Annotated in this window: 19 protein-coding genes and 2 riboswitches; of the genes, 6 read left to right on the top strand and 13 right to left on the bottom strand. The window is 43.6% G+C overall.

Annotated features, from left to right (window positions below; genetic code table 11):
• Positions 1–56 precede the first annotated feature (56 nt).
• The 4 genes from nagA to QUF73_20240 all read left to right on the top strand — a co-directional run bounded on the left by nagA (position 57) and on the right by QUF73_20240 (position 3,518).
• The gene (gene nagA / locus QUF73_20255) at positions 57–1,247 is read left to right on the top strand and encodes an N-acetylglucosamine-6-phosphate deacetylase (protein MDM5228463.1); all 1,191 of its coding nucleotides are present in this window, start codon (positions 57–59) and stop codon (positions 1,245–1,247) included.
• Positions 1,244–1,981: a glucosamine-6-phosphate deaminase gene (nagB, locus tag QUF73_20250; GenBank protein MDM5228462.1), complete on the top strand. Its 738-nt coding sequence runs from the start codon at positions 1,244–1,246 to the stop codon at positions 1,979–1,981. The genes nagA and nagB overlap by 4 nt, the downstream gene beginning before the upstream one ends.
• Before the next feature lie 29 nt (positions 1,982–2,010).
• Positions 2,011–2,742 carry a GntR family transcriptional regulator gene (locus QUF73_20245; GenBank protein ID MDM5228461.1) on the top strand — a complete coding sequence of 244 codons (732 nt, stop codon included), beginning with the start codon at positions 2,011–2,013 and terminating at the stop codon, positions 2,740–2,742.
• 110 nt (positions 2,743–2,852) lie between these two features.
• Entirely contained in the window at positions 2,853–3,518 is a 666-nt protein-coding gene (locus tag QUF73_20240) for an N-acetylmuramoyl-L-alanine amidase (protein MDM5228460.1), read from the top strand.
• Between the two features lie 42 nt (positions 3,519–3,560).
• Here QUF73_20240 and QUF73_20235 read toward each other — a convergent pair whose 3' ends face one another.
• The 9 genes from QUF73_20235 to QUF73_20195 form a co-directional block, all read right to left on the bottom strand.
• Positions 3,561–3,920, bottom strand: coding sequence for a phage holin family protein (locus QUF73_20235; protein ID MDM5228459.1), 360 nt, complete (start codon positions 3,918–3,920; stop codon positions 3,561–3,563).
• Between the two features lie 3 nt (positions 3,921–3,923).
• Complete coding sequence (locus tag QUF73_20230) at positions 3,924–4,118, bottom strand: PspC domain-containing protein (GenBank protein MDM5228458.1); 195 nt, start codon at positions 4,116–4,118, stop codon at positions 3,924–3,926.
• Positions 4,119–4,163: 45 nt separating this feature from the next.
• Positions 4,164–5,273 carry a DUF4097 domain-containing protein gene (locus tag QUF73_20225; protein ID MDM5228457.1) on the bottom strand — a complete coding sequence of 370 codons (1,110 nt, stop codon included), beginning with the start codon at positions 5,271–5,273 and terminating at the stop codon, positions 4,164–4,166.
• 23 nt (positions 5,274–5,296) lie between these two features.
• The gene (locus tag QUF73_20220; protein ID MDM5228456.1) at positions 5,297–5,611 is read right to left on the bottom strand and encodes a hypothetical protein; all 315 of its coding nucleotides are present in this window, start codon (positions 5,609–5,611) and stop codon (positions 5,297–5,299) included.
• 354 nt (positions 5,612–5,965) lie between these two features.
• Positions 5,966–6,310 (bottom strand): hypothetical protein, encoded by a 345-nt coding sequence (locus QUF73_20215; GenBank protein MDM5228455.1) that lies wholly within the window; start codon positions 6,308–6,310, stop codon positions 5,966–5,968.
• Positions 6,311–6,709: 399 nt separating this feature from the next.
• A complete protein-coding gene (locus QUF73_20210; protein ID MDM5228454.1) occupies positions 6,710–7,474 on the bottom strand; it encodes a GDSL-type esterase/lipase family protein in 765 nt (254 codons plus the stop codon).
• 81 nt (positions 7,475–7,555) lie between these two features.
• Positions 7,556–10,432 carry an excinuclease ABC subunit UvrA gene (gene uvrA / locus QUF73_20205; GenBank protein ID MDM5228453.1) on the bottom strand — a complete coding sequence of 959 codons (2,877 nt, stop codon included), beginning with the start codon at positions 10,430–10,432 and terminating at the stop codon, positions 7,556–7,558.
• A 7-nt stretch (positions 10,433–10,439) separates the two neighbouring features.
• A complete protein-coding gene (gene uvrB, locus QUF73_20200; protein ID MDM5228452.1) occupies positions 10,440–12,419 on the bottom strand; it encodes an excinuclease ABC subunit UvrB in 1,980 nt (659 codons plus the stop codon).
• A gap of 394 nt (positions 12,420–12,813) precedes the next feature.
• Positions 12,814–13,050, bottom strand: a complete 237-nt coding sequence (locus QUF73_20195) for a DUF2198 family protein (protein ID MDM5228451.1) — start codon at positions 13,048–13,050, stop codon at positions 12,814–12,816.
• A 149-nt stretch (positions 13,051–13,199) separates the two neighbouring features.
• On the opposite strand from QUF73_20195, the gene QUF73_20190 reads away from it, so the two are divergent.
• On the top strand, positions 13,200–13,475 hold the full coding sequence (locus QUF73_20190; GenBank protein MDM5228450.1) for an alpha/beta-type small acid-soluble spore protein: 276 nt from the start codon (positions 13,200–13,202) through the stop codon (positions 13,473–13,475).
• 156 nt (positions 13,476–13,631) lie between these two features.
• Here the strand turns inward: QUF73_20190 and QUF73_20185 are convergent, their stop codons facing one another.
• From QUF73_20185 to QUF73_20170, 4 genes are read right to left on the bottom strand one after another with little or no spacing between them, the layout of a single operon-like run.
• Positions 13,632–14,840, bottom strand: a complete 1,209-nt coding sequence (locus QUF73_20185; protein ID MDM5228449.1) for a M20 family metallopeptidase — start codon at positions 14,838–14,840, stop codon at positions 13,632–13,634.
• Between the two features lie 24 nt (positions 14,841–14,864).
• On the bottom strand, positions 14,865–15,692 hold the full coding sequence (locus QUF73_20180) for a MetQ/NlpA family ABC transporter substrate-binding protein (GenBank protein MDM5228448.1): 828 nt from the start codon (positions 15,690–15,692) through the stop codon (positions 14,865–14,867).
• Positions 15,693–15,710: 18 nt separating this feature from the next.
• Positions 15,711–16,361, bottom strand: a complete 651-nt coding sequence (locus QUF73_20175; GenBank protein MDM5228447.1) for a methionine ABC transporter permease — start codon at positions 16,359–16,361, stop codon at positions 15,711–15,713.
• Positions 16,351–17,382 carry a methionine ABC transporter ATP-binding protein gene (locus QUF73_20170; GenBank protein ID MDM5228446.1) on the bottom strand — a complete coding sequence of 344 codons (1,032 nt, stop codon included), beginning with the start codon at positions 17,380–17,382 and terminating at the stop codon, positions 16,351–16,353. Before QUF73_20170 ends, QUF73_20175 begins: the two co-directional genes overlap by 11 nt.
• A gap of 167 nt (positions 17,383–17,549) precedes the next feature.
• A riboswitch (SAM riboswitch) is annotated at positions 17,550–17,650 on the bottom strand.
• A 102-nt stretch (positions 17,651–17,752) separates the two neighbouring features.
• A riboswitch (SAM riboswitch) is annotated at positions 17,753–17,851 on the bottom strand.
• A gap of 252 nt (positions 17,852–18,103) precedes the next feature.
• Here QUF73_20170 and QUF73_20165 point away from each other — a divergent pair.
• A complete protein-coding gene (locus tag QUF73_20165; GenBank protein MDM5228445.1) occupies positions 18,104–19,519 on the top strand; it encodes a PAS domain S-box protein in 1,416 nt (471 codons plus the stop codon).
• Positions 19,520–19,551 lie beyond the last annotated feature (32 nt).

The raw sequence follows: 19,551 nt of genomic DNA, 5'->3' as shown, positions 1-19,551 counted from the left end.
ATCTAAACACAAACCTTTTATAATAAAAGTATCATTCAAACGGAGATGAACTGAAAATGAGCCGTCTATTACTGAAAAACGCTAGAATTATTCTGGAAAACAGCATGATCGACCAAGGGTTTATTCTAATAGAAAAAGACCGAATCTTAAAAACTGGAACATTGGAGGAGCTTCCTGCCATAGGCCAGGATACAGAAATCATAGAACTTTCCCCTGAGCATACAATCAGTCCGGGGTTTATTGATGTTCACATTCACGGCGCTGGCGGTGCCGATACAATGGATGCAACATTTGAAGCACTAAACACGATGGCCAGTGTTTTGCCTGAAGAAGGGACGACCAGCTTCCTGGCCACGACCATCACACAGGAAAAGGAAAAAATAGAAGCAGCGCTGGTCAATGCAGCTCACTTTCAAAAAGAACAAAATACTCCTGGCCAGGCTGAAGTAATCGGCATCCACCTGGAGGGCCCGTTTATTAATGAAGTAAGAGGCGGAGCCCAGCCGAGGAATCATATACTCGAGCCTGATATCGAACTTTTTAAGCGCTGGCAGGAAGCAGCAAATGGGACCATCAAGCTGATTACACTTGCACCTGAGAAAGCAAATGGCTATGAATTTATCCGCTACTTAAGTGAAAACGGTGTTGTCCCTTCAATCGGCCATAGCGATGCCATTTATACAGAAATGGAGAAAGCTGTTCAGGCGGGAGCTAAGCAGGTTACTCACCTTTTTAACGGAATGAGAGGCTTGCATCACCGTGAACCTGGAGTAGCCGGCGCTTCGCTTTTATTCAAAGAATTGATAGTTGAAATGATTGCCGATGGAATCCATGTCCGGCCTGAGATGATCAAGCTTGCACTGAACGCCAAGGGGCCGGATGGGATGATTCTGATAACGGATTCCATGAGAGCAAAATGCCTGAAAAATGGCCATTATGATCTTGGCGGACAGGATGTAAAGGTTGAAAATGGCCAGGCACTGCTTGCTGACGGCACACTGGCTGGAAGCATTTTAAAAATGAAAGATTCCATAAAAAATATGATTGATTTTACTGATATTCAGCTGTCTGAAGCTGTCCAGCTTGCGAGCAGCAACCCGGCCAGACAGCTCAAAATGTTTGACCGGAAAGGCAGCATTTCGAAAGGAAAGGATGCCGACCTGGTTGTGCTCGATGAAAACCTTGAGGTTGCCATGACTTTCTGCAGAGGCGTCAAAGCCTTTGAACGTGAGGTGAAAAGACCTTGAAAATCATTCGGACAGCCGATTATAACGATATGAGTCAAAAATCAGCTCAGCTGATGATTGAAAAAATCCGGCAGCAGCCGGATATGACATTAGGGCTTGCAACCGGCAGCACACCAAAAGGAGTTTATGCCGAACTAATTAAAGATCATCAAAAAAATGGCACTTCTTATGAAAAAATCACGACGATTAATTTAGATGAATATATCGGCTTGCCACCTTCCGACCTTAATAGCTACAGGCATTTCATGAATAGTGAACTATTTGATCATCTTGACATCCGGCTTGTAAACACGCACCTTCCCAATGGAGCAGCAGAAGATATGTCACAGGAATGCGAACGGTATGAGCAGCTGATCAAGGATCTTGTCGATATCGATCTGCAGCTGCTGGGAATTGGACGCAACGGACATATCGGCTTCAATGAACCATGCACGTCTTTTCACAGCCGAACACATGTCGTGGACCTGGCGGAAAGTACACGTAAGGCTAACGCAAGATTTTTCAGCTCTATTGAAGACGTTCCGGCCCAGGCGATTACAATGGGAATCGCTTCGATTCTTGATAGCCGGGAAATCATCCTGCTCGCTTCAGGTTCTGCCAAGGCAGAAGCCCTCAAACAACTGGTTTATGGAGAGCCTGATGAACAGTTTCCCGCATCAGCTTTGAAGCTGCATGCGAATGTGACAATCATTGCCGATGAAGAAGCACTCAGTCTTGTCAGTAAGGATCGATGAGCACTACTAATAGTGATAGGAGAATTCCCATGATCGATAAGCAATCACCCATCCCGATATATCACCAATTGGAAGAGTATATTAAACAATTAATTGAAAACGGCATATTAAACCCTGATGAAGCCATCCCTTCAGAGCGCGAGTATTCTGAGCAATACCAGATTAGCCGCATGACAGTCAGACAGGCATTAAACAACCTCGTCAACGATGGCTATCTATACAGGCAAAAAGGACGCGGAACTTTCGTCAACAAGCAAAAGGTCGAACAAAAGCTTCAGGGATTGACCAGCTTTACTGAAGATATGAAAGAGCGCGGCATGGTGCCGAGCAGCCGTCTAATTTCATTTGAAATCATCCCGGCCGAGCCGCAGCTGGCGAGAAAGCTTGATATAAAAGAAAACACACCTGTTTATGAAATTAAACGGGTGCGGATGGCAGATAATCTGCCAATGGCGCTGGAAACCACCTGCCTACCTGCTAATCTCGTTAAAGGGCTTACGGAAGAAATCATCAACAAGTCACTTTACCAGCATATTGAAGAAAAATTGTCCCTGACCATCAGTGAAGCAACACAGCAAATTGAAGCCTCCATCGCTAAGGAAACGGAAGTAAACCACTTGCAGGTCGAACCTGGGTCACCTGTACTGCTTATTGTCCGAACTTCCTTTTTAGAGGACGGCACGCCTTTTGAGCTTGTTAAATCAGCATACCGCGCAGACCGCTATAAATTCGTTCATACGATGCAGCGCGCTGCAAAATAGGAGAAAGCCCATTAGGGTTTTCTCCTATTTTCATTTTACCATGTCCTTTTGGACGGTCTGTCCATATTATATATAATGAGAATATTTTTTTATATGAAAGGAGCGATCAGATGAAAATCATATTGGATGCCGGGCATGGATATAGCACCTCCGGCAAACGAAGCCCTGACGGCATGAGAGAATATGAATTCAACCGTGCTGTCGCAGACCTGTCAAAGGAGATGCTGGAAAAGTATCAAAACACGGAGGTTTTCTTTGCCCATTCCGATGAACGGGACATACCGCTTGCTGAAAGGACCGCGCTGGCAAATAAACATAACGTGGACTGCTATGTGTCCATCCATGCCAATGCTTACGGAACCGGCGGATGGAACAGTGCAGGCGGAATTGAAACATATGTCTACCCTTCCAAACCCCGGGAAGCGTTAGCATTAGCCCAAAAAATACAGCGAAACTTAATCAGCGCGACAGGCTTGCGGGACCGGGGAGTCAAAACAGCTGATTTCCAGGTTCTACGTGAGACAAAAATGACTGCAGTACTTGTAGAATGCGGGTTTATGACCAATAAAGAAGAAGCTTCCCTTCTCCGAACCCCTCTCTATCGAAAACGCTGTGCACAAGCCATTGTAAAAGCAATCGCCGAACAATACGGCTTAAGAAAGAATGATAAAATCAAACAATATAAAGTTCAAGTTGCATTTTCAGAAAAGCAGCTTGCCGAGAAACTTGCCGGGAATCTGCAAAAGGACGGCTTTAATGCCACCATCATTGAATAGCAAAAAGCCAGCATCAACACGGGTGCTGGCTTTTTAACGCATTTACTTTTCCCTCGCCGGTTCAAGGATCGCTTTTTGAATGATCAGATTAACAATTGACATAATCACAGACACAAGAATCGCGGTGCCAAACCCGGCAATTTCAAATGAATCCCCCATAAAGCCATCTGTAATCATTAACGTAACAGCATTGATGACGAACAAAAACAGACCGAGCGTTAAAATAGTGACGGGCAAAGTTAATATAATCAGGATTGGTTTCACAAGAACGTTCAGGATGGAAAGCATGAAGCTGGCACCGATGGCAGCCCCAAATCCCGACAAGTAAAACGAATCCTTAAAAAAGCCGGCGATCGCTACAAATAGGACCGCATTAATCAAAATACCCAGAATCCATCTCATTTCTTACAGCACCTCTTCATTCGGAAGCACGAACACAAGCAAAGCATATATTAGTGTCATTGGGAAAACGCCTGTTGTAAATAATAAAACAATGAAAATCACCCTGAGTATGGCAGGATCTATACCGATCGCTTTTGATAAGCCACCCAATACTCCCGCTAATTTCCGATTACTGCGGGAGCGAACCAATTTATTCATTAAGAAGCCCTCCTATCAGAGAAGCGAATTTTGTCTGCTGCGAATTTACCAGGCTGTTGACCGCTTAATCGTGATCGCACCAGTCTTTGAGTCAGCCCGCAGCTTAAGTCCGCTGCCGCTTTCTTTAACAGACTTAAAGCGCAGCATTTTCTGGATTACTTCGCTCTTTTCTTCTATTACTTCAATACCCTCAATATCAGGGTGGAAACTGCCCAGATTGGTGCGAAGCTCTCCGCTGACAGCAGCGAAATCCGGAACAAACAAGTCGATGCTGCCTGTTGCTGCCTTCGCTTCGATCCATTCGCAGCGTTCATTTTCTGCCCTGCATGTTACATTGCCATTAAAAGATTGGAGTTCGGCTTTTTTGAAGTCTCCTTCAGCCAGAATTGCACCATTTAACGTTTCGGCTTCTACATGATCGATTCGGCTTTTTTGAATGGTAATCTGCCCATTTGCTGTCTCAGCCTCAACATTTTTACTGTTTAAATCACTAACCGTAATCTTTCCATTGGCCGTTTTCGCTTTAAAGTTTTCCACTGTTAAGTTTTGACTTTCAATCGGGCCATTAAACATGCGGATTTTCACATTTTCATATTCAGACCTTGGAATATAGATGACCGCTTCAAGCTTCATCCACTTTTGCTGAGTGGAAAATCTCAGCCTTTGTCCTTCAATGGCAAAAATAACATCCTTCAGGAAATTTCTGCGTGCTTCATCCTGATTATCCACACGATAGACCTTAGCTTTGCATTCAACTCGGACATCATTTTGCTCCCATGGAATCACCTTGACTGTCCCATTGGCAACATCAATGTCCAGATCTTTTAAGTATGCGTCTGCATGCTGAAATATATGAGAGATCTCAACACTTTTCCCAAAATTAAAATCAAGATCCAGATCCTTCACTTTCTTAAATGCTGAATCTACAAAATCAATAATTTTTTCCTTGGCACTTTGATGCTTGGAGCTGTATGGCTCACCCTTTTTAGCTTCTTCAAACTTAACCTCAGCAGATAGCTCCTTAATTAAATCCTCCTGCTTCTGTTCCATCGTCTGATTTGTTTTTTCAAGCTGCTCCAGCAGGGTTAAAGCTTCGTCAACAGTAAGCTTCCCATCCTCGACCATTTTCAGAATACGTTTGCGTTCCTCTTTCATTCTTTGGCCCTCCTCTATTATTTCTATTCTTGTATCAGGACTTTTACCCCTTTAATGATATTCCAGATAAGTACAATTAATAGCAGAATGAGTGTGATGCCGACAGCTGCCAGAAAAAATATCGGGATTTCCTGTTCATTTACTGTGAACTGGGTCACACCAGCAAAAACAATAAATGGAACAGGAACCAGCGGAATCAAATGTGATAAAAATGCGCTCTTGGCATGCCGCTTCACTTCCGTGTCTTCTGATGCAAAAAATACAATGAGCGGAAAAATAAATCCTGCGAACATAATGCTAAAATAGCTTAAGGCAGACAGAACCTTTCTTGTTTCCATTGTTTTCAGCTCCTTTATCGCAGTCTAACGGGCAGTAAAACCCCCACTTCAAGACTCAGAGAAACCAATGGAGGATAAGTGGGGGGCAAACTGCCCGTAAAGGCCCGATTGGTTCAACTAACAATCAGCGGGGGATAAAAAAACCCCACTGATTGAAGTTTCACCTTATCTGTCATACGGAAATGGAGCGCTAAAAGTTTCAGCCTCTTCTTCATTATAGAAAATCAAAGGAGTATTTTCCTCCATATTTCTTAAAATACATCTGCAGGCTGAGGGGTTCCATAGCCTCAAGTCGCATAGCCTTTTCTATAATAAAAACCGCCTTTCTTGAAAAGACGGTTTTATGGTTATATCCTATTTATAGGCAGCTGCCAGGTCTGTGCGCGGAGCTTCCTTCTTTTTCACTTCGTCGATTTTATTGACAAACATTTGGAATACTTTTCGTTTTTCATCCAAATCACGTATGTATTCTTTCAATTCGTTATACTTCTCTTCAAAAGGCTTATGATACATTTCGCGGATATTATCAATAATCTCTTCGTTCACAGTAGACTGGATAACCTGTTTTGTAATTCCATATTTATAGGAATATACTTTGAGTTCTTTTTTAACATCCTCATATTCATTATTAATCTGGTCCAAAACCTCGGAAATATCCTCTTTCCATTCTTCCAGAGACTTCGCTAAATAATCCTCCATAATGACCTCCCCTTCTGTATCCAGACAATAGTTTCCCTTATATAGGAGTATAACGCTGCTTGGTTACATTGGTTTTGCTGGAACATTACATTGTGTTATCAATTAATAGAAGGCGATATTATCTGTTGAAATGTGGTGTTGATTTCCGCTGCAGGCACTCAGCGATCGCGGGCTTCCGGGAGCCTCCTCAGCGTTCCGTCTGTGGGGTCTCCCTGTTACGCTTCTCCCGCAGGACTTTGAATAAGCATCCTCGAATAATCACCGCACGAAGGAAATGCGGCAGCATTTTAGAGGATCGAGCGCCTTCCGCTCCAATCAACCCGGCGAAAACTATTATATCTGCGTATCACAGACTATTAGAAAAACTAAGGCCTGCCCAAGATACTTTATACAATTAAACTAAAATGAGTAATGATCTATAATCTTATCCGCAATCAGCTCATATCCCTTCCCGTTCGGATGAAGGGAATCAGCGAAGTACTGTTTCTTATTTTTCCCCTTGAAGAGTTCATTGGTAGAAATGTAGGTGATATTTTTATTTTCTGCTGCTTTTTTTCTTATGGATTTATTCCAATGGTCAATATATTTTTCAATCTGGTCGCCGTCTGGATAAGGATTGTATAGCCCGAGCAGGATAACAGGTGCATCACGGTTGGCGGTATCCAGTGTTTCCAGGATTCCATTCAGTTTATCCTCATATATGTCTTTAGCTTCAACCAGTTTTTCGTGATGGAGCGGGTACAAATCCCCGCCGTTGCTTTTCAGTAAATCGTTTGTGCCAATATATACAATAAACATATCTGCATTTTTGATATCCTGTGCCACTTTCGGTTTTAGCATTTGCTGGAGGACATCAGAAGATTTATAACCATACACTCCATGATTCGTTATTGTATAATTCTTATTCGGATAGGTCCGATCCAGTTTGCTCTGCAGCCTGCCAATGTAGCCCTCTTCCGTTTCATCTCCATATCCGTAGGTAAGCGAATCGCCAAAAGCTACAATCGCTTGATTGCCTTCAGCCTTTTTTTCTTCTCCAAGAAATGTAATGGATAGATAGATGCCGATCCCAAGCAAAATAAAGCCTGCTAAAAGATAGATTTTATTTTTCATAGTGTATGTTCCTTTCTTGGTTGAGATTAGTGAAGGTTGCTGCAGACGCATGTTCTATACCCCTCATTCCGGAAAATTAATCTCTCTTCCATAAAAAAGAAGCAGTACCAAAACGGCACTGCTTCCTCTTAATTAAGCGTTTGTCACGCCCTCTTTTTCTTCAATTTGCTTTTTCATTCTCAGGCGGTCTCTTTCCAGGATTGGTTTGAGATACTTACCTGTATAAGATTCTGGAACTTCGGCAATTTTTTCCGGTATACCTGCTGCTAAGATGGTACCGCCCTTATCGCCGCCTTCAGGTCCAAGGTCAACGATATAGTCTGCTGCCTTGATGACATCAAGATTATGCTCAATAACCAGTACCGTGTCTCCATTTTCAACAAGACGCTGAAGGACCACGAGCAGTCTTGAGATATCATCAACATGAAGACCTGTTGTCGGCTCATCAAGAATGTACAGGGAGCGGCCGGTTGAACGGCGGTGCAATTCGGAAGCAAGTTTGACACGCTGCGCTTCACCGCCGGACAATGTTGTCGCAGGCTGTCCCAAAGTGATGTAGCCCAGGCCAACATCATATATCGTCTGCAGCTTACGGCGGATTTTAGGGATATTTTCGAAAAACTCCAGTGCATCTTCCACTGTCATATCGAGAATCTCCGAAATATTCTTCCCTTTGTACTTTACTTCAAGCGTTTCCCTGTTATAGCGTTTGCCATGACAGACTTCACATGGTACATACACATCAGGCAGAAAGTGCATTTCAATCTTGATGATCCCGTCTCCGCGGCATGCTTCACATCGTCCGCCTTTTACATTGAAGCTGAAGCGCCCCTTTTTGTAGCCGCGCACTTTCGCTTCATTGGTTGAAGCAAACACATCACGAATATCATCAAACACTCCGGTATATGTTGCCGGGTTGGAACGAGGCGTCCGCCCGATTGGAGATTGGTCGATATCAATGACTTTATCCAGGTGATCGATACCTTTAATTTCTTTATGCTCACCCGGCTTTGCTTTAGCTCTATGGAGCTTTTGGGCAAGCCCTTTATGAAGAATCTCATTGATTAATGTACTTTTTCCTGAACCGGATACACCAGTAACGGAAATAAAAGTGCCGAGAGGAAACTTAACGTTCACATTTTTAAGATTGTTTTCTTTAGCCCCTTTAATTTCGATAAAGCGTCCGTCGTTCTTCCGGCGCTCAATCGGAAGCGGAATGAATTTCTTGCCTGACAAATATTGCCCTGTCAGGGAGTTTGGATCATCCATTACCTGCTGAGGCGTACCCGCTGAAACGATTTGTCCGCCATGAACCCCTGCTCCCGGGCCCACATCAATTAAATAGTCAGCTGCCACCATCGTATCTTCATCGTGTTCTACCACGATCAGGGTGTTGCCGATATCACGCATATTTTTCAGCGTATCAATTAAACGGTCATTATCACGCTGGTGGAGACCAATGGAAGGCTCGTCCAGAATATAGAGTACACCTGTCAGGCGCGAACCGATTTGTGTGGCCAGGCGAATACGCTGTGCTTCACCGCCGGACAAAGTTCCCGCTGCCCGGCTTAATGTCAGGTAATCAAGCCCGACATTAATGAGGAAGCCTAGCCGCTCCTTAATCTCACGGAAAATGAGATTCGCAATCTTCATTTCTTTTTCAGAAAGTGTCAGATTCTCAAAAAAGCTGAATGCTTCCTCAATCGAATATTCTGTTACATGGCCGATATGCTTTCCGGATACAAGCACCGCAAGAGTTTCCGGCTTCAGACGGTAGCCTTTACACGAAGGACATGGATGCTGGGCCATGTATTTTTCCATTTGCTCCCGGATATAATCGGAGCTTGTTTCTTTATAGCGGCGCTCCACATTGCGAATGACACCTTCAAAATGGATATAATTCTCCCTTACCTGGCCAAAATCGTTTTCATATCGGAAATAAATGCTGTCCTTGGCGGATCCGTATAAAACTTTATCAAGCAAGTGTTCAGGAATATCCTTAACCGGCAGGTCCATATCAATTCCATAATGATTGCAGACTGCCTCCAGCAGCTGAGGATAATATTGAGAGCTAGTCGGTTCCCATGGCGCAATGGCATTTTGCTTTAATGAAAGATCCTTATTGGGTATTACCAGATCAATATCTACCTCCAGCTTTGAGCCCAAACCGTCACATTCAGTACAGGCACCAAACGGACTATTAAAAGAAAACATTCTTGGCTCAAGTTCGCCGATTGAAAATCCGCATTGAGGGCAGGCATGGTTCTCGCTGAACAGCAGTTCTTCTTCCCCAATTACATCCACAAGCACCTTGCCATTGCCCAGATTCAACGCGGTTTCCAATGAATCTGCCAGCCTTGGTGCTACGCCTTCTTTTACGACAATCCGGTCGATTACTACTTCTATTGAATGCTTTTTGTTTTTTTCCAGCTCAATCTCATCACCGAGATCCATCATTTCCCCGTCGACACGGACACGGACAAACCCCTGCTTTTTGACATCCTCAAACACTTTTACATGCGTGCCTTTTCGGCCGGATACAAGCGGAGCCATAACCTGGAGTTTTGTTCTTTCAGGGTATACCATAATCCGGTCAACCATTTGTTCAATGGTCTGTGAGGAGATTTCAATATTGTGAATCGGACAGGTGGGACGCCCCACCCGCGCAAATAATAATCGCAGATAATCATAAATTTCTGTCACCGTTCCCACTGTGGAGCGAGGATTTCTGCTTGTCGTCTTTTGGTCAATTGAAATGGCAGGAGACAGCCCTTCGATCGCATCCACATCAGGCTTATCCATCTGACCGAGGAATTGCCGTGCATAAGCAGATAATGATTCCACATAGCGGCGCTGCCCTTCTGCATAAATCGTATCAAATGCCAGAGAGGACTTTCCTGAACCTGAAAGTCCTGTCAGGACGACAAGCTTATCTCTCGGAATGGTGACATCTATATTTTTCAGATTATGGGCTCTGGCACCCTTTACAATCAGTTTATCCATCGCCATTTTTACGTCATCCTTCCGCTTTCAGCTCTAATATTAAATCACGAAGCTCGGCAGCCCTTTCGAAATTCAGGGATTTGGCTGCTTCCTTCATTTCTTTTTCCATATCGCCGATCAGCTTCTCGCGCTCTTTCTTGTTCAGCTTGCCGAGCTTTGCTGATGGCTGGTATTCTTCCTGCTCTTCTGCCGCATGGGTTGCACGGATTGAATCGCGTATATCCTTTTGGATAGTCATTGGCGTGATGCCATGCTTCTCATTGTACTCTTCCTGAATGGAACGGCGGCGCTTTGTTTCACTGATAGCTTTTTCCATACTGTCAGTGATCCGGTCTGCATACATAATGACATGGCCATTCGCATTACGCGCTGCACGTCCAATCGTCTGGATGAGTGAACGTTCTGAACGGAGGAAACCTTCTTTATCAGCATCGAGTATGGTAACGAGAGATACTTCTGGAATATCAAGTCCCTCCCTCAGAAGGTTGATCCCGACCAGCACATCGTACTTGCCAAGACGGAGCTCTCGGATAATTTCAATCCGCTCGAGCGTTTTTACCTCTGAGTGCAGATACTGCACTTTAATTCCGATTTCTTTTAAGTAGTCTGTCAAGTCCTCAGACATTTTCTTTGTTAATGTAGTGACAAGCACACGTTCATTTTTCTGAATGCGATCCTGGATTTCACCGATAAGGTCATCAATTTGCCCTTCGATTGGACGGACATCAATTGTAGGATCAAGCAAGCCGGTTGGGCGGATAATTTGCTCAATCATTTCCGGTGTATGCTCAAGCTCATAAGGACCCGGTGTTGCCGAAACAAAGACAGCCTGTTTCACATGCTGTTCGAACTCGGTAAACGTAAGCGGCCTGTTATCCATGGCTGAAGGCAAACGGAAACCATGGTCCACAAGCACGGATTTTCTTGCCTGGTCACCATTGAACATGCCGCGGATTTGCGGCAGAGTTACGTGCGACTCATCAATCACAATTAGAAAGTCTTCCGGAAAGTAATCCAGAAGGGTATACGGTGTTGAACCAGCTGGCCTTAACGTAAGGTGGCGGGAATAGTTTTCAATGCCGGAACAAAATCCCATCTCCCTCATCATCTCAAGGTCATAGCGGGTCCGCTGCTCGAGGCGCTGGGCTTCCAAAAGCTTATCGTTTTCTCTTAATTCAGCAAGGCGCACTTCCAGTTCTTTTTCAATGTTCTGGATGGCGACCCGCATTTTTTCTTCACGCGTTACGAAGTGGGATGCCGGGAAGATTGCAACATGCTCACGTTCACCCATAATTTCTCCGGTGAGGGCATCTACTTCACGGATCCGGTCTATCTCATCCCCGAAAAACTCTACACGGATACAATGCTCATCCCGTGATGCCGGGAAAATCTCTACTACATCCCCGCGTACACGGAAGGTGCCGCGCTGGAAGTCGATATCATTGCGCTCATACTGAATGTCAACGAGCCTGTGAAGAAGCTGGTTCCTCTCAATCTCCATGCCGGTTCTGAGGGATAGCACCATTTCACTGTATTCTTCAGGAGAACCTAAGCCATATATACAAGACACACTGGCAATAATGATGACATCTTTGCGCTCAAATAATGAAGAAGTCGCCGAGTGGCGGAGCTTATCAATTTCATCATTGATGCTTGCATCTTTTTCAATAAAGGTATCTGTAGAAGGCACATACGCCTCCGGCTGATAGTAGTCATAATAGCTGACAAAATACTCAACAGCATTGTTTGGAAAAAAGTCCTTAAATTCACTGTATAACTGCCCAGCAAGTGTCTTATTATGGGCAATGACAAGCGTCGGCTTGTTAACCTCTTGTATAACATTTGAAACCGTGAAGGTTTTTCCCGTTCCTGTTGCACCCAAAAGCGTCTGGTGCTTCTTGCCGGAATTAATTCCCTCCACAATTTTTTTGATTGCCCCAGGCTGATCGCCCTGAGGAGAATATTTTGAGACTAATTCAAATTGATCCTTCACCTATAAGCCTCCCGTTCAAGTTACTTTCATCTATATATTAATCACAAACCAGCATTGAAAGAATTTAAGATCCGGGATGCATGGCTGATTTGTCAGTTTTTTACTCAAAACTCATATCATCATTCTACCACAAAGTGCCTAAAACAAACCAACAATATACGAACGGATATTCGTTTTTTTATTTTTACCGAGAAAATATTGCTTGGGAAATATGCCGAATTTTTGAGGGGGATGTCGAAGCAAGGTTAATCAAACGTTTGATTAACCTCCTGAAATTAAATCAATCGTTTGATTAATATTGATTAAAAGCCGATCTTACGCAGGCATAAATACAGCTGAAATTTCATTAAACAAAAAACCTGTCGATACGTTTGTTCGACAGGTTCCGCAAAAATTATTCCGCACTTGGTTTTGTTTTTGGCTTCAGTTTTTGAGCGTACCAAAACCCGACAGTCAATGAAAGTGCGTCTATAACAATTAAGGCAAAAGAATTTGTGTAGCCTTTATAAACAGAAGCAGCAATCAGTCCCACCGTCAATACAAGCCCAATCACACGATTATAGCTTACCCTAGTAAAAAGCAGTACCAGCAGGCCAGGCAGCAGAAGTGCTGACAAATATTTTAAAGCCAATTAAAACACCTTCTTTTGTTTATTCACAAAAATTCAAGGATTCTACCATTAGAATAGCTTTTCAAAAGAAGATGTACAAGTTTTTTCAGTGTTATTCCTTACGTTCTTTCACATAATAAGAAAAAGAACTGATTATGGAGGAATGCATTATGGCCAGAAGAAAAAGACGTCCACTTGTGCCGGAATCAAGAGCGGCATTAGACCAGCTGAAAAATCAGGTAATGGCAAACCAGGGATACCGTGTTGACAGTGAAAATCCTGATGGCGTGAAATATGAAATTGCTGAGGAGGCCGGTGTGCCTTTAAAGCCGGGCTATAACGGCCGCCTTACATCAAAACAGGCAGGAACAGTGGGCGGGAAGATTGGCGGCAGTATGGTAAAGGAGCTTATTCGGATGGCACAGGAACGGATGAAGGAAAAGTAGGTAATTGTGAACTTTGGGAAATTAATTTAGAAATTGGGGAAACGAGCACTAAATTTGAGGAAAAGATTCTGCACATTGGGGAAACAACACTCCAATTTGAGGAAAAGACTCACTAAAATAAGGAAAAGCTATCCCGCAAAAGGATAGCTTTTGTTCTTATTCAGCAGCTTTTCGCTCTAGAAATTCCTGTTTTATGGATTTAAGCAGATCGGGGTTCGTTACCAGCTGGAAGGCAGTGAGTGCGAGCCCTTTTGCCCCGGTTATCAGTGCTTCGTCTCCTTTTACAGATGCTGCAGCCTCCCGAAACGGAACTGTATGGGCAACAAGATCATCAGCACCAATTTTAATATAAGGATGAATAGTTGGAACCACTTGGCTGATGTTGCCTGCATCCGTCGAGCCGATTCCATCTCTGTCCCCTTCCACGACCGTTTCTCCCAAGCCTTCAATCACTTCTTTAAACACTTGGTCATATGTCTTGTTTAACAGCAGGTTGTCGACTTCATTTTGAAAAGCAATGACATTCAGCTTTGCTCCTGTTGCCAATGCAGCGCCTTCAGCGACAGCTTTAACCTTCCGTGTTACCTCATTTAGACTGGTTCTGGTTGAAGCACGGATGAAAAATCTGGCTTTTGCATATTCAGGGATAATATTTGGTGCATCCCCGCCATGAGTAATAATGCCATGGATTCTCACATCATCCTTTAATTGCTGACGAAGGGCATTAATTCCATTAAAAAGCTGAATAACTGCATCAAGGGCATTGATTCCTTCCTCCGGTGAAGCTGCCGCATGGGCAGGCTTGCCGATAAACTCGAAGTCAAGCGGATCAACTGCCAGTGATGAACTGGTCAGGCGGGTATGGTTTGATGGATGAACCATCAGGGCCGCATCAATACCTTCAAGCAATCCATGCTTCACAAAGCTGCCTTTTGCACTTCCATTCGGCCCGCCTTCTTCTGCCGGGGTTCCAAATACTACTGCTTCTCCTCCGGTCTCATCAATGACCTTGCTCAATGCAATGGCTGCTGCCACACTTGTCGTGCCTATGATATTGTGACCGCATCCATGGCCCAGCCCGGGAAGGGCATCATATTCTGCAAGGAATGCAATGGACGGCCCCGGTTTATCGGATTTTTTCCTGGCAAGGAAAGCTGTTTCATGCCCGGCTACTGCTCGCTCTATTTCAAAACCTTCCTTTTCAAGGATGCCTGAAAGCAAGCCAGAGGCAAAAAACTCCTCATTTCCTATTTCCGGGTTTGCATGGATCTGATGGCTTGTGGAAAGGTAAAGTTCTTTTTTATCATCAACATTCTTCCTGATTGCTTCTTTCAGTTCAGATAGTGCTTTTACAGGTGCCGTCATCATTGTTCCTCCTTTATAAATTAATTACCAGCCAATATCACTTAAAGGAATGAAAGTCGGAATCATGCTTCCGTCATATTCTTTCGTGATGAAATCAGCTACATCATCTTCCTGGTAAAGTTCAGCAATTCTCTTAAGCGTTTTGTTATCCTTGTCTTCTGTTCTGACAGCGATGATATTTACATACGGAGTAGCGGTTTCGCTTTCAATAAAAACTGAATCCTTAGTTGGGTTAAAGCCTGCATCTACGGCAATTCCGTTATTGATTACAGAAGCAGAGACATCCGGAAGAGCACGCGGCGTCTGTGCTGATACCATTTCTACAAATTCAAGGTTCTTCGGATTTTCAACGATTTTATTCAAGTCCAGGTTTCCATCATAGTCCTCAGATAATTTAATCAGGCCGGCTTCCTCCAGTAAGAGAAGCGCTCTTCCGCCATTTGAAGCATCATTTGGAATGGCAATTTTTCCGCCTTCCGGAATGTCTTCTGCAGACTTTACTTTTTCAGAATAAAGGCCCATTGGTGCTAATACAGTTGTCGCAATTGGTGTAAGATCCATATTATGCTCTTTAATAAAAGTGTCAAAATATGCGACTGTCTGGAATGCATTTACATCAAGATCACCTTCTGCAAGGGCAACGTTTGGCTGCACATAGTCAGAGAATGTCACAACCACAATTTCAATGCCTTCCTTTTCAGCCTTTTCTGCAATAAAGTCCCAGATTCGAGTATCTGATCCGCTGACACCTAATTTAATCTTCTTTGTTTCTTCTCCGTCAGTTGTGCTTGAGCATGCTGCAGTGAACACAGCCAATGCTAAAATAATGAATGTTAAGAATAGTTTTTTCATGAAGTATTTCCTCCTAATTTATCTTCTTCTGATTTTTTTGGATAAGATATTTCCGAATGACTGCAGGCCTTGAACCATGACAACTAAGATCGCAACGGTAATCAGCATGACTGTTGTATCGAATCGCTGATAGCCGTATGTAATGGCGAGGTCACCAAGCCCGCCGCCTCCGACTGCCCCGGCCATGGCTGATGCTCCGACCAATCCGATTGTTGCAATTGTAAAGCCTAATACCAGCGAACTGAGTGCTTCCGGAATCAGGAACTTTAAAATAATCTGGCCCGGTGTTGCTCCCATTGCTTCTGCAGCTTCTATGACCCCCGGATCTACCTCAAGCAATGAGTTTTCTATTAATCTTGCAATATAGGGACCGGCATAAAAGACAAGCGGCACTACGGCTGCTGCCGTACCAATCGATGTTCCGACAATGAGCCTGGTAATTGGGATAATGGCTACCATTAAAATGATGAAGGGAACTGATCTGAAAATATTAATAATGCTGTTTATGATGTTAAAAACAACGAGGTTTTCCAGCAGATGCCCTTTCCTTGTCACGACAAGCAATATGCCAAGCGGCAGTCCGATAACAGCTGAAAACAGCAATGAGAATGCCACCATTTGGATCGTTTCGATTAAGGCTTCGATGATTTTCTCCTGATTAACTAGCACGCGATGTCACTTCCTTTATTGAAACTTTTTCCTGGCTGATGTACTGAATAGCACGTCTGATTTCACTGTCCGGACCCTGGAATTCGACAATCAAGTTGCCAAAAGGTGTTCCCTGAAGTTCAGTAATATTTCCAAACAGGACGTTGAAGTCGATATTAAACTTTTTGGCAACCTGCGAGAGCAGCGGCTGCCCGGCAGAGTTTCCAACAAAGTTGATTCTAAATACCTTTTGAAGCCCTTGCTGTTTTTCAATCACTTCTTTAATAGAATCAGGTATTTGATCATTCATGACCGTGCTGACAAAGTTTTTTGCTGTTTGTGTTTTTGGTGATGAAAAGACATTGAAGACTGTTCCTTCTTCAATAATTTTTCCTGCCTCTATTACAGCAACACGATCACAGATCTCTCTGATTACAGACATTTCATGGGTAATGATTAGAATGGTAATGTTGTATTCTTTGTTTATTTTTTTCAGCAGCTGCAGGATAGAGCTGGTTGTCTGCGGATCCAGAGCTGAAGTTGCTTCATCACATAATAGAATGGAAGGCTGGGTCGCCAGCGCCCTCGCAATTCCGATCCGCTGCTTTTGCCCGCCTGACAGCTGATCGGGATAACTGTTCGCCTTGTCTGCAAGCCCCACGAATTCTAATAGTTCATGGACACGCTTTTTTATTTCATCCTTAGGGACCTTAGCCAGTGTGAGAGGCATCGCCACATTGGCAAACACGGTTTTCGAGTTTAAAAGGTTAAAGTGCTGAAAGACCATCCCGATGTTTCTTTTCACTTCACGAATTTCTCTTACAGATAAAGCCGTCAAATCATGTCCGCTGACAATGACCTTTCCTGAAGTCGGCTTCTCCAGCCAATTGACACAGCGGATCAAAGAGCTCTTTCCCGCACCGCTGAAGCCGATCACACCGAAAATCTCACCCTTGTTAATTTTTAAGTCTATTCCATCTAAAGCAGCTACCTGCTGTCCTCCGCTTTCATAGACTTTCTTTAAATTCTGGAACTCTATCATTCAGCATCTCTCCTTTGATGGTGACAGGTACCTATACCACTTGAATGAACTGGCATAGGTACCTGTCACCTTTTATCAAACGTTATATATAATTATTCCTATGTGAAAACTAAGAATTATATCCTGAAATTTACCTCTTCCTTCAGAAGAGGTTTTTTGAAGTCCTCTCCTTATCTTCCAGGCTTTCGCCTGCTGGATTTGGCACAGTGCTGTCTGCCTGCTGCCGAAGCTTCATTGGGCCAGGTCCCTCTGCTTCTCTCGATAAGAATTATTCATATGTTTATGAATAGAATCTTGATGCTTTTTTTTTCGAATAAAACAAAAACCCTCTTCTAAAGAAAGAAGAGGGCAGCATTTATCAATGGTCCTCTCCTTATCTTTCAAGCAATGCTTGCTGGATTTGGCACGGTACACGCTGTCCGCTGCCGAGGTGTCATAGGGCCAGTCCCTCAACCTCTCTTGATAAGAAGATTTTTATTATTCGATTGTTTAATATGTTTATTACTTTACCACCATAAAGAAATGTATGTCAATATATAATTTTCAATTTTTTCATTTGAATTAACCACCTGTTCCCTGTCACGGGCTTAGCTCTGCAATAACCCTAGGTTTTTTGCTTGCGGCTCTACTAAAAAATGATAGTTAAATCCTATGTGTCTAAGCCCATAACTCATGTATAATAATGGAAAAGTGCCATTTTTCAAAAAAGGAGGGACAGCAAATGATTATGACCGAGAATCCTGCAGATTTATTTGCGGATAAAGTCGAAGCGAGGAATCTGCAGCTGGCCATTCAGCATTCCAGCGATGTGATTGCAAGAGTGACAAAAGAAGGCATTGCATTATATGTCTCCCCTTCCTGCTTTCCGATGCTGGGGTATTCGCAGCAGGATTTTTATCGAAGCAGCCTTTATACATACTGCCATCCAAATGACCGGGACCTTTTAAAAGATGCATTGTCCGAACTCGAACAGGTTCCGCATAAACGGGAGACCTTTCGCTTCAGACATAAGGAGGGCCATTATCTGTGGCTTGAAGCCAATTTTTCAGTCATTAATGACGATAAAGAAATGATGTGCATCATCAGGGATATGACACAGAGAATTATCATGGAAGAGGAGATTCTTGAAACACAGGAGAAGTACCGCTTTCTGGTGGAGTACTCCAAGGATACGATAGGAATGGTGACACAAAAAGGGATTTGGACCTACATCAATAATGAAGGAAAAAAGCTTTTTGGATTCACGAGCATCAAAGAGATGATCGGCACCTCCCTCCACGACTACACTCCTCCTTCAGAACATTCCACTCTCGATGATTTTCTGCAAACAAAGCTAAGTGTGAATTTTGAGCTTAATCTGATCCGGACTGACGGGCGAATGAGAAAAGCCGAAGTCCAGCTGATTCCAACCACTTTCAAGAACAGAAAGGTCTACCAAATCATTATTAAAGATGTGACTGGACAAAAAAAGACGGAAGAAAAGCTGCAGAATGCTGAAAAACTTTCGGTTGTCGGTCAGCTTGCCGCAGGCATTGCCCATGAGATCCGCAACCCGCTAACAGCCATAAAAGGCTTTACACAGTTATTATACGAAGAGCATAAAGGCGATTTCGCGGAGGTTATTCTTAATGAACTGGAGCGGATTGAAGGCATCGTCAATGACCTGCTCGTTCTCGCCAAACCTCAAATCACTGAAATGGAAGAAACCTGCCTGACAAACGTTGTAAAAAGTGTGATCACTCTCTTAAACAGCCAGGCTGTTATGGAGAATATCATGATCGAACTAACACAGTCACCCGGCGAGTTTTATGTTAAATGTGAAAAAGATAAAATTAAACAGGTGCTGATTAACATCATTAAGAACTCAATTGAAGCCATGCCGATGGGCGGAAAAATAAATGTGGATATCCGCCGGGATGACCATTGTGTCATCATCAGTGTCGAGGATGAAGGAATTGGCATACCTGAAGAACGCCTCGCCAAACTGGGAGAGCCGTTTTACAGCACAAAAGAAAAAGGCACAGGCCTGGGCATTATGATCTGCAAAAAAATCATTAAAAACCATGGCGGAAACCTTTACATCCACAGCAGGGAAAATGAAGGAACAACGGTCCGGATTACTTTGCCGCTTTCCTGAATGGAAGAAGCCAGATGCCTGAACTGGCTTCT

Source organism: Cytobacillus sp. NJ13 (assembly GCA_030348385.1).
Taxonomy (GTDB): Bacteria; Bacillota; Bacilli; order Bacillales; family Cytobacillaceae; genus Cytobacillus.
This window is presented reverse-complemented; position numbering and strand designations above follow the sequence as displayed.

Coding starts and splice junctions, on each gene's coding strand:
- nagA (MDM5228463.1), top strand. CDS start 57: ATGAGCCGTCTATTACTGAAAAACGCTAGAATTATTCTGGAAAACAGC.
- QUF73_20245 (MDM5228461.1), top strand. CDS start 2,011: ATGATCGATAAGCAATCACCCATCCCGATATATCACCAATTGGAAGAG.
- QUF73_20240 (MDM5228460.1), top strand. CDS start 2,853: ATGAAAATCATATTGGATGCCGGGCATGGATATAGCACCTCCGGCAAA.
- QUF73_20235 (MDM5228459.1), bottom strand. CDS start 3,920: ATGAGATGGATTCTGGGTATTTTGATTAATGCGGTCCTATTTGTAGCG.
- QUF73_20230 (MDM5228458.1), bottom strand. CDS start 4,118: ATGAATAAATTGGTTCGCTCCCGCAGTAATCGGAAATTAGCGGGAGTA.
- QUF73_20225 (MDM5228457.1), bottom strand. CDS start 5,273: ATGAAAGAGGAACGCAAACGTATTCTGAAAATGGTCGAGGATGGGAAG.
- QUF73_20220 (MDM5228456.1), bottom strand. CDS start 5,611: ATGGAAACAAGAAAGGTTCTGTCTGCCTTAAGCTATTTTAGCATTATG.
- QUF73_20215 (MDM5228455.1), bottom strand. CDS start 6,310: ATGGAGGATTATTTAGCGAAGTCTCTGGAAGAATGGAAAGAGGATATT.
- QUF73_20210 (MDM5228454.1), bottom strand. CDS start 7,474: ATGCGTCTGCAGCAACCTTCACTAATCTCAACCAAGAAAGGAACATAC.
- uvrA (MDM5228453.1), bottom strand. CDS start 10,432: ATGGCGATGGATAAACTGATTGTAAAGGGTGCCAGAGCCCATAATCTG.
- QUF73_20190 (MDM5228450.1), top strand. CDS start 13,200: ATGGCCAGAAGAAAAAGACGTCCACTTGTGCCGGAATCAAGAGCGGCA.
- QUF73_20185 (MDM5228449.1), bottom strand. CDS start 14,840: ATGACGGCACCTGTAAAAGCACTATCTGAACTGAAAGAAGCAATCAGG.
- QUF73_20180 (MDM5228448.1), bottom strand. CDS start 15,692: ATGAAAAAACTATTCTTAACATTCATTATTTTAGCATTGGCTGTGTTC.
- QUF73_20170 (MDM5228446.1), bottom strand. CDS start 17,382: ATGATAGAGTTCCAGAATTTAAAGAAAGTCTATGAAAGCGGAGGACAG.
- QUF73_20165 (MDM5228445.1), top strand. CDS start 18,104: ATGATTATGACCGAGAATCCTGCAGATTTATTTGCGGATAAAGTCGAA.